Below are 9,681 nucleotides of genomic sequence, written 5' to 3'. Positions count from 1 at the left end.
CAGGAGGCATTGACTTGGAGATTCCTGTTTGTGGCACCTATTTTGGTAACCCATTGATAAAAATCAACCTGCATTGATTTGTAGGGACTACCGAAATTTCACCTTCTACCCACACCGAGAAAAAATACTCGCCCAACAGTTTGCTGGTCTCGCGGTTAAGCTGCGAAACAGTCAAAATTTTGCGTAGTGGCGGGGTTGAAGAGCTACTAATCATGTCATGATTCTATCATGGGAGCCTCTGAAAATTGTACTTCAACAGACCTGGTACTCAGTCAGATATTTTAAAAAACCGTTCGTGGTGAGCTTGTCGAACCATGAACCACAAGTTTTTCGACAAGCTCAGACGAGCAGAGTATTTTATAGTACTCGGCACTGTAAGATTGACTGAGTGCTAATACGAACGAATTGACACTCCCTGCCCCATCTTAAATGGATAGCCACTTTAAACAAGCGTTACCGACACCAGTCGGCTATCATTGTTTCAGGTAAAGCGTTTGTCGTTAAAAAAGTAAAAAATGAAACCCACTGCCCAGCGCTTTCCAGCCTACACTTGCCTTTAATTGCTGATCACAAATTCGAACATTCCATCCAAATGCTGCCTTTAATATTCCTTTTACACCTCTACTATGGCCAATTTTAAAACTCACTTAATCGTTGCAACCACAATGAGCGGCATGGCCAGTATTAGTTTACTCACTTTACAACTCGCTAAGCCCTGGGAAACAGGCAGTTATTTTTTGTTGGGCATTTTAGGTGGCTTGTTGCCGGATATCGATTCGGATAAATCCACACCGTTAACGATGATTTTTTATTTTTTATCGATGTATTGTGCCTTTGCCATGATATTCAATTTGGCAATGCAGTACAGTTTTGCAGAGTTGCTTATCATTTGGGCGGCCATTTATTTTGCCATTCGGCATTTGGTTTATAGAATGTTTATCAGCATGACCATACACCGAGGCACATTTCATTCCTTGCTGGCGGTGGCTTTTATGGCTATGTTAGCGGTGAGCATTAGCTTCCATCTGTTGCATAACACGCCGCGCATAGCCTGGAATTCAGGTATATTTGTCGGCATCGGCTATCTTGTGCATTTAACGCTCGATGAGCTGTACAGCGTAGATTTGCATAACAAACGTATGAAAAAATCGTTTGGTACGGCGCTTAAGCTGTTTAGTCGAGAAAATTGGGGCGCGAGTACGCTGATGGTTATTGTTTTGGCAGTTTTTATTCATTTTTCGCCACCTATTAAAAGCTATTGGCAGATATTTAATAGTGCGCTGGCAAAACAGGATTTCCAGAAAAAATGGTTGCCTACGGGTAATCGCTGGTTTGCAGATATTTTGGATTATTCTTTGGAAAGTGCAAAGCCGATTAAAGCCCTTAAGAAAAAATAACTGTTGAGCTAGAAAGTAATTTTGAGGGCTAAAAGAACAGCCAAAGTTAAGGAAGCTGTTGAGCGTGTGCTATCAACACTGCACTTTGCTATTTTATCCAGTAAACTATCGCCACTATAATTGGCTACACGCAAGGAGAACCCAATGCGAATTACCTATCCTCACATTAATGCGCTTATAACCGCACTATTGTTAACGAGCGTAATCCCTGCTGCTAACGCACAAGAAAAATTTAAAGTCTGCGCCGATCCGCTCAACCCACCCTACTCCAGCAAAAAACAAGACGGTTTTGAAAACAAAATCGCTGCCCTTTTTGCTAAAGAGTTAGGACAAACACTGGAGTACACTTGGCTACCGCAGCGTATCGGTTTTATCCGTAATACTTTAAATGCGCCCGTCAATGACAAAATTATCGATTCCAAAGATTTTAAATGCGATGTGGTGATGGGCTTGCCCACCGGTTATGACATGGCCTTGACCACCGAACCTTACTATCAATCAACCTACGTGCTATTGGTGGCTAAAGGCCGTGGCTATGATGATATTACCCAAGATGCGGCACAACTCACGCATCTCTCACCCGAAAAGCAGGAAAAACTAAAAATTGCCATGTTTGACCGAGGCCCTGGCACGACTTGGCTGCAACAAAGCGGTTTGTTAGATCAAGGTATTCCTTATCAAAGTATGAGCAGTGACGAAGACAACAATGTTGCTATGCAAATAGATCAGGATTTAAAAGCCAAAAAGATTGATATGGTAATTTTATGGGGGCCGATGGCAGGTTATGTTATCTCACAAAGCCCCAAAAACACCTATAACGTGGTGCCAATGAAGTCATCAACCAAATTAAGGTTTGATTTTCCGATGTCAATGGGTGTGCGTAAAAGTGATGCGGATAGAAAAGAGGTGTTGAACAAATTAATCGTTAAAAAACAAAAAGAAATTCAGGAAATTATCGCTACCTATAATATTCCCTTATTGCCGATTTCTAAAAGTGCAGCGCTAAAGGACGATGATTAACTACACTGGAAAAGCATGTTTCTGCTTGATAGTTACAGCGTTTTCATATCAGCTGAATAACTTAATTATTAGCAGTGGAGTGCAAACCTAGGTTTGTACTCCATCGAATATAACTAATCGATACTGAAAACGCTGTATGTTCTAGCCAGAAAAAATCCTACGCCCTGCGATTAAACAACCCCGTCAAATGAGCCAATCGGGCGATTCGTTCAGGGGTTAACTGCTCCCATTGAAAACGCCAGTGCCAATTGCCTTCGGTTGTGCCTGGGGTGTTCATCCGGTGTTCTGAACCTAATTCCAATACATCCTGCATAGGGATGATAGCCAGATTGGCAACCGAACCCAATGCAGCATGTATTAACGCACAATGTAATGGCGTTTGCGGATTATCCAGGTACTCATAAATATATCGGCGCTGATCATCATCCAGGCTATCAACCCAACCTACGGTGGTGTCATTGTCATGGGTGCCGGTATAGACCACGCTGTTTTGTTCATGACGATGTGGCAGATAAGGATTATCAGCGCCACCTCCAAAAGCAAACTGCAAAATCTTCATGCCGGGCAAATGAAACTCGTCCCTTAAAGCGTCTACTTCTGGGGTAATAATACCTAAATCTTCGGCCACCAAAGCCACTTCGCCAAATTTATCAGTAATAGCAGTTAATAACATTTTACCTGGCGCGGTTACCCACTCGCCATGAATCGCGGTGGGTTCATGCGCGGGTATTTCCCAGGCTGCTTCAAGACCCCGAAAATGATCAATACGTAACACATCAAACTGTTCAAGCTGAGTTTGCATTCTATCTAGCCACCAAGCAAAACCGCTTTCCTGTAAATAATCCCAGTTATAATGTGGATTACCCCAACGCTGGCCGGTTTCAGAGAAATAATCCGGCGGCACACCCGCTACCACCAGCATTTCACCATTATCATCCAGCTTAAATACCTTTCGATTCGCCCACACATCGGCGCTGTCATAAGACACAAAAATAGGAATATCACCAAACAACTGTATATTTTTTTGGTTGGCATAAACTTTTAATTCCAGCCATTGGGTAAAAAAAACATATTGCTGAAATTTAACCGCCGCAATTTGAATTTTAAATTGTTGATGGGCTGCCGCTAAGGCTTGGGCTTCACGTTCTTTTAACGCAGCGGGCCATTGGTTCCAGCATTGCTGATTAAACTCCTGTCTGAGCACCATAAACAAAGCAAAATCATCTAGCCAGAACGCTTTGTCCTCGCAAAAAGCTTGAAATTCATTTTTTTGCAGCGTTGTTGCCCGCACTAAAAACCCCTGATATGCCTCGGTCAGAAGATAATAGCGGTCAGTCTGTGAAACATCTTTGTACACATCAAAATTTGAAGGAGGGTAAAGCCAGCCTTGGTCTACCAGCCAATCTAAATTAATTAACGCTGGGTTACCGGCATGGGCTGACAAACATTGATAAGGCGAACCATCAAGATGGGTAATGCCTAAAGGCAATGTCTGCCATACCGTAGCGCCGGTATCGTGTAAAAAATCGACAAAATGATAAGCTTCTGGTCCTAAATCACCTTGGCTATTGTTTCCGGGCAGTGACGTAATATGCAGTAATACGCCAGCACGACGTGTATTTAAAATGTTATTCATGTTAACAATTCCCTGATTTTAAATAGCTAACGCCATATTTTGACTGCTCGGATTTATCTGCCAATTTTGCAAATACAATAGCTATCTCACATACCGCAATTTTTGCCCCAACATATCTGGCGTGACTAAAACGACACCGCCCGGACTGACATGAAATCTTTTTTCATCATCGGCCCTGTTTTCGCCAATAATAGTCCCTTCTGGGACTTCACAGCCTTTTTCGATAATCGCTTTGGTAATGCGGCAATGGCGGCCAATATTAACCTGTGGCAACACAATACTGTCTTCCACAATGGTAAATGAATTAACCCGCACGTTCGAAAACAATAATGAATGACGTACTTTGGCTCCTGAAACAATACAACCACCGGATACCATAGAATCCACTGCTTCGCCGCGTCTGTCATCATCATCAAACACAAACTTGGCCGGTGGATTTTGTTCCTGATACGTCCAGATAGGCCAGTTTTTATCATACAAGTTCATGTTCGGGTTAATTCCAATCAGCTCCATATTGGCAGACCAATAGGCATCAATAGTCCCTACATCGCGCCAGTAGCTTTGTTCTCCGCTTTGTAAATCCAGGAATGGGTAGGCATTGACCATATATTTGCTAATCACTGAGGGGATAATATCTTTGCCAAAGTCGTGGGTTGTGCCTTTGGTATCCGCATCTTTAATGAGTTGCTCATATAAAAAATCGGCGTTAAAAATATAAATGCCCATCGATGCCAACGCAGTATCGGTACGGCCAGGCATAATGGGAGGATTTTCAGGCTTTTCTACAAAGGCTTTAACCCGGCGATTAGCATCAACATCCATAACCCCAAAAGCCCTCGCTTCTTCCAGAGAGACTTCAATACAGCCAATGGTTAAATCGGCATTTTTTTCCACATGATCGGCCAGCATTGTGCCGTAATCCATCTTGTAAATATGATCTCCGGCAAGAATAAGAATATGCTTGGGGCCGCGTGTGCGCAAGATATCAATATTTTGAAAAACCGCATCAGCCGTGCCTTTATACCAAGAATCCTCATCATGCCGCTGTTGTGCCGGAAATAACTCCACATACTCGCCAAACTCGCCGCGTAAAAAGCCCCAGCCTTGCTGAATATGCAAAATTAAGGAATGCGCTTTGTACTGTGTTAAAACACCGATTTTACGTATGCCGGAATTAACGCAATTGGATAGCGGGAAATCAATAATCCGAAACTTGCCGCCAAAGGGCACAGCGGGTTTGGCGCGCCAATCTGTCATATCCATTAACCGTGAACCCCGCCCCCCTGCGAGTATTAGCGCAATGGTATTTCGGGTGAGATGATGGATGTTTTGTGGGTTTGATGCGGGCATGCTCAATCTCCTAAGGGAATAGATTCACTTCTAGTGTGGTGTTTGGTAACATCTGCGTAGCGATTATTCTATACTACAGCGGGACTCTTACAAGTGCAAAAACGTACAAAAAAAACAAATACTGAAACAGAACCCACAGAAATCAATCAATCAACGCAGGAAGTTAAGCCAAAACCTAAGCGGACCAGTAAAGCGACTTTAAAGCCAAATAATGCAGATGCTTTTGATTCTGCTTCTGTTATTGCTACAGAAGTGCCAGAAAAACCGGCCAAAACACCCCGAAAAACCGGTGTAAAAATTAAATCACCGCAACCTGTGGAAGCCAGCCTTATGGTGACAGATACACTAAATGTCGACTTGATAAAAATCAATGTCGACTTAATAAAAATCATGGAAGCCAGACACCATGATCCTTTTTCCGTTTTGGGCGGTCACCCGGTAGATGGGCAATTAAAAATTAGCGTTTATATGCCGTATGCGGAAAGTGTGCGCCTGAGTGATACTAATATTGCGCTCGAACGCGTCGCTGGCACTGATTTCTTTGTGGCTAGCCTTAATCCGGATGTATTACCTAAGCATTACAAACTGGCCTGGATAGATAAAAACGGTGACCCACACGAAAACTATGATCCTTACAATTTTGATGCCCAAATGCCGGAGTTTGACCAACATTTGTTTGGTGAAGGTAAACATTGGCATATTTATCAAAAACTGGGTGGGCATTTACACAGTATAGACGGAATTGAAGGCGTTTTATTTGCGGTGTGGGCGCCGAACGCGGGAAGAATCAGTGTTGTTGGTGATTTTAATCACTGGGATGGTCGCTGTAACCCTATGCGTAGTCTGGGTGGCAGCGGTATCTGGGAGTTGTTTATTCCAGGCCTAACGATAGGTTGTTTGTATAAATTTGAAATTTTAAACCGTTACAGTAATCAAATTTTGCTGAAATCAGATCCTTACGGCCAGCAATTTGAATTCCGCCCCAATACTTCCTCTATTATTGTTAAAGAAAAAGACTACGACTGGCAAGATCAGCAATGGCTGGCGCAACGTATTAGCGCTGACTGGCTGCATACTCCCATGTCCATTTATGAAGTCCATTTGGGCTCGTGGCGACGTGACCATTGTGGTAATTTTTTAACTTACCGCGATTTAGCCGTTGAACTGGTTGAGTACGTTAAAAACATGGGCTTTACCCATATTGAATTATTGCCGATCACCGAGCATCCTTTCGATGGCTCATGGGGCTATCAAACCACCGGTTATTTTGCACCGACTAGCCGTCACGGCACGCCCGATGATTTCCGCTTTTTTGTGGATACCTGTCATCAAAATAACATTGGCGTTATTTTAGATTGGGTACCGGCGCATTTTCCTAAAGATACTTTTGCTTTGGCCAATTTCGATGGCAGCGCACTGTATGAACATGAAGATCCACGCAAAGGCGAGCACCGTGATTGGGGAACCTTAATTTATAACTATGGCCGCAACGAAGTTAAAAACTTCCTGCTTGCCAGTGCTATGTTTTGGCTGGAAGAATTCCATATTGACGGCTTAAGAGTGGATGCGGTGGCCTCCATGCTGTATCTGGATTATTCGCGCGAAGCCAATGACTGGATACCCAATATTTACGGCGGCAATGAAAATCTGGAAGCTATCGACTTCTTAAGAGAGCTCAATACGGCTACGCACGCCCAACACCCAGGTACGGTGATAATGGCGGAGGAATCCACGTCATGGCCGCAAGTGACCAAGCCCACCTGGACGGGCGGATTGGGTTTTTCCATGAAATGGAATATGGGCTGGATGCACGACGTTCTATCTTATATGAGCGAAGAGCCTATCCATCGCCAATATCATCATGACCAGCTTACGTTCGGTATGCTGTATGCGTTTAGCGAGAATTTTACCCTACCCTTCTCGCATGACGAAGTGGTGCATGGCAAAGGTTCGTTGGTGAGTAAAATGCCGGGGGATATGTGGCAACGGTTTGCTAATTTACGCTTGCTGTATACCTTTATGTACACTTATCCGGGTAAAAAGCTGTTGTTTATGGGCTGTGAATTTGGCCAAGGTACTGAATGGAGTGCCAACAGGGCTTTAGATTGGTATGTACTGGATTATTCGCATCACCGTGGCGTACAAGCCCTGGTTAAAGATTTGAATCATGTTTATAAAAGCCACCCTGCCCTTTTTACCCACGATTTTGAGCACCAAGGTTTCGAATGGATCGATTGCCATGATGTGCAACAATCTATCATCAGTTATCAACGCAAATGCGATTTAGAAAATCTGATTGTCATCCTTAATTTTACCCCCGTACCCAGACACAACTACAGAATAGGGGTGGCGGAAGCCGGTGTTTATCAGGAGATTTTTAATTCTGATTCTGAATATTATTTTGGCAGCAACACCGGTAACGGTACGGTAGTATCAGAATCTACGCCCTGGATGAATCACCCGCATTCCATCAACCTGACATTGCCGCCTTTGGCAGGCATTATTTTTAAACTGGTATAAATTTTAGCGTACATTATAGCTTTGTAGGTTGGGGTGACGTTAGGAACCCCAACTGCGCGGTGTATCACATGTTGGGGTTCGTTACCTCACCCCAACCTACCCGTAACAATAAACGCAATATTTTGCGTCTCCCATGCTTTTCGTCGATAGCGAAAAGCCTCAGTAATAAACCCTAAACAGCCGTTTTATCTGCTCAAATTCGTAAAGATAGGGCTGAGCCACTTCCGTATTATTCGCCACCACAATCAGGTCATGAGAAAAAACCGAGGTGTTGTACCAGTTAAAGCTGCCATCAATAACAATGGCTTCATCAATCACACAATATTTTGAATGGATGGGTGAATACGGCACCGGATGATCATCCAGGCCATACACCAAACCCACCGAAACATCCGCCGATTTTAACCGGTGTATGGCGGGCAATAACGGACGATTAAGCTCTTCAGCCATTGTACGTTCTATGCCTATCTTGCCTTGCCTGGCTAAATGACCATTAAATAAAAGCTGCACATCCACGCCCCGATCTTGCGCCTGTATTAAAGCATTAACCACGCTGTCATGATGGTCGCCCAACAAATCACCGATTAAAAATAACGAGGCTTTGATTGAACGCCGGGCACGGTGTATTTCTGCCAAAATAGCCTGGTGTGGAAAATAAATTTTGCCATTTAGCATGCTGTGCCTGCCAAACGTGTACAAGACATTAAAATGGCTTAACGGATCAATACCGTATTTTTGAATCACCCCACCACGCTGGCTTTGGAAAATATTATCCAGCAGCACACAGACACCTGTGGAATGAAAGCTCATACCCGATTCCCAATTAGCCCACCACCGATCAAAAGTAATGTTAAATGAACCCAGGATACAATCCTCATCGTTAAAAATAACAAACTTGGTGTGCATGTCCGGCTCAACTTCAATCAAGTGATGCTTTGGGCTACAAAAAACCCCCAGCAATTCAATTTTAGAGCGTTTTAGCCGTGCATAATTATCGCTGTTAGTGAGCGTCATCTTGCGCCAATCAACAATGCACTGTACCCAAACACCTTGCTCCCTGGCATGAATCAAATGGTTAATAAAATCACCGTCATCAATACAATCTACACTGACTTTAATCGTGCAAAAGCGCTCTGGATTGTCATGCTTGGCACGGATGACTTTATCAATATGGTCATGGATAAAACGTTTGGGATGAAACAGATGATGTTGCTGGCCTTTGGTAAATTTCGGAACTAGATTGAGCCACTCAAAATGATGATTATAACCATCAACATAGCCTTGCAATTCACCGGCATTGCGTTCATAACTTCGATAATGATTTTCCGTTGACCACTCGGCTGTTATATGGCGGTATTGCGGATTTTCTGTATGGACTTGCTCCGCTTCCATGAAAATATAATCTTGTTGGGAGAAAATAGACTGCTCATCCAAATGCACAATATAAGAAAATTTAACCCCGTTAATCCGTCCGAAATGATGGGAATGTGGATGGATATAAAAATCCCGTGTGCTGCGCTTATGCTTATCCCATTGCACATCGTGTGCATCGGTATCGACAATATAGGTTTCGCAGATACCGTGTTCGCGGTAAACCTTCACCATTACTTTTAGATTGGCTTGAACACCGTAATGCACATCAAACTCAATCTTGGCCCAGCGGACGTGGAACTTGTCGTTAAAATCATTCACTCGTTGGAAAAAGCCACCTAAATGTCCATGTGTAGGGGTGGCCAATTGTTCAGCATAGCGCATTGC

The 9,681-nt window shown here is 43.5% G+C and carries 6 protein-coding genes; 3 read left to right on the top strand and 3 right to left on the bottom strand.

The features are described from left to right. The first annotated feature begins 626 nt into the window (after window positions 1–626). Window positions 627–1,397, top strand: coding sequence for a metal-dependent hydrolase (locus ACHZC4_RS02290; RefSeq protein WP_394752155.1), 771 nt, complete (start codon window positions 627–629; stop codon window positions 1,395–1,397). 144 nt (window positions 1,398–1,541) lie between these two features. Beyond that, entirely contained in the window at window positions 1,542–2,417 is an 876-nt protein-coding gene (locus ACHZC4_RS02285) for a quinoprotein dehydrogenase-associated putative ABC transporter substrate-binding protein (RefSeq protein WP_394752154.1), read from the top strand. A 157-nt stretch (window positions 2,418–2,574) separates the two neighbouring features. Here ACHZC4_RS02285 and malQ read toward each other — a convergent pair whose 3' ends face one another. Then, window positions 2,575–4,053, bottom strand: coding sequence for a 4-alpha-glucanotransferase (gene malQ / locus ACHZC4_RS02280; protein ID WP_394752153.1), 1,479 nt, complete (start codon window positions 4,051–4,053; stop codon window positions 2,575–2,577). Window positions 4,054–4,134: 81 nt separating this feature from the next. Then, on the bottom strand, window positions 4,135–5,403 hold the full coding sequence (gene glgC, locus ACHZC4_RS02275) for a glucose-1-phosphate adenylyltransferase (protein WP_394752152.1): 1,269 nt from the start codon (window positions 5,401–5,403) through the stop codon (window positions 4,135–4,137). Between the two features lie 330 nt (window positions 5,404–5,733). Between glgC and glgB the strand changes: the two genes are divergently transcribed. Then, the gene (glgB, locus tag ACHZC4_RS02270) at window positions 5,734–7,923 is read left to right on the top strand and encodes a 1,4-alpha-glucan branching protein GlgB (RefSeq protein ID WP_394752157.1); all 2,190 of its coding nucleotides are present in this window, start codon (window positions 5,734–5,736) and stop codon (window positions 7,921–7,923) included. 159 nt (window positions 7,924–8,082) lie between these two features. Here the strand turns inward: glgB and ACHZC4_RS02265 are convergent, their stop codons facing one another. After that, complete coding sequence (locus ACHZC4_RS02265; protein ID WP_394752151.1) at window positions 8,083–9,678, bottom strand: phosphatidylserine/phosphatidylglycerophosphate/cardiolipin synthase family protein; 1,596 nt, start codon at window positions 9,676–9,678, stop codon at window positions 8,083–8,085. Between the last annotated feature and the right edge of the window lie 3 nt (window positions 9,679–9,681).

It is taken from the genome of Crenothrix sp., from assembly GCF_043729335.1.
Classification (GTDB): Bacteria; Pseudomonadota; Gammaproteobacteria; order Methylococcales; family Methylomonadaceae; genus Crenothrix.
The sequence above is the reverse complement of the archived record's forward strand: the minus strand, read 5'-3'. Positions and strand labels throughout refer to the sequence as shown.

Bases quoted from the DNA above. Each gene is read 5' to 3' on its own strand.
- ACHZC4_RS02290 (WP_394752155.1), top strand. From the start codon at position 627: ATGGCCAATTTTAAAACTCACTTAATCGTTGCAACCACAATGAGCGGC.
- ACHZC4_RS02285 (WP_394752154.1), top strand. From the start codon at position 1,542: ATGCGAATTACCTATCCTCACATTAATGCGCTTATAACCGCACTATTG.
- malQ (WP_394752153.1), bottom strand. From the start codon at position 4,053: ATGAATAACATTTTAAATACACGTCGTGCTGGCGTATTACTGCATATT.
- glgC (WP_394752152.1), bottom strand. From the start codon at position 5,403: ATGCCCGCATCAAACCCACAAAACATCCATCATCTCACCCGAAATACC.
- glgB (WP_394752157.1), top strand. From the start codon at position 5,734: ATGGTGACAGATACACTAAATGTCGACTTGATAAAAATCAATGTCGAC.
- ACHZC4_RS02265 (WP_394752151.1), bottom strand. From the start codon at position 9,678: ATGCGCTATGCTGAACAATTGGCCACCCCTACACATGGACATTTAGGT.